The sequence below is a fragment of the Psychrobacter sp. 1Y4 genome, assembly GCF_051847555.1.
Window position 1 is genome coordinate 1 of record NZ_JBPYDE010000976.1, and the last position, 556, is coordinate 556.

At 43.2% G+C, this 556-nt stretch carries 1 protein-coding gene; it reads right to left on the bottom strand.

Features of this window, described 5'->3' with window-relative positions; translation table 11 throughout:
• Positions 1-556 (bottom strand): ATP-grasp domain-containing protein (locus tag ACS8FC_RS19935; protein ID WP_439298061.1); only part of this gene is annotated, 556 nt, incomplete at both ends.

Sequence of the window (556 nt, forward strand, 5' to 3'; positions counted from 1 at the left end):
CTCATTTTCTTGAGTTTTATCTTGTAGCGCTGCGATTTTTGGCAGACGATATAGAGCGTTTGAGTCGATACCGATTTTGCCATCAACACAAACGATTTCGCCATTTTCACGAACCGCTAATGGGTTAATTTCCATCAATGCAAAGTCGTTTTCAACAAATGCTTTATAGGCACCAGTCATCAATTTAACAAATTGATTGATTTGCTTGCCTTCTAGACCAAGTTTGAACGCAACGTCACGCGCTTGGAAAGGCATTAAACCAACCAAAGGATCAACGTGTACTTTGAAGATTTTTTCTGGGGTGTTGTGTGCTACTTCTTCGATATCTACGCCGCCTTCGGTAGATGCCATGAAGGTTACACGACGAGTCGCACGATCAACAACAGCGCCAAGATATAGCTCAGTTTGTACTGGATACATATCTTCTGCAACCAATACGAAGTTGACTGGCTGACCATCAGCATCAGTTTGGAACGTTACTAGGTTAGTACCGATCAGTTCTTCAGCAACTTGCTTGGCTTCTTCACGAGTTTTAACCAGCTTTACGCCACCCGCT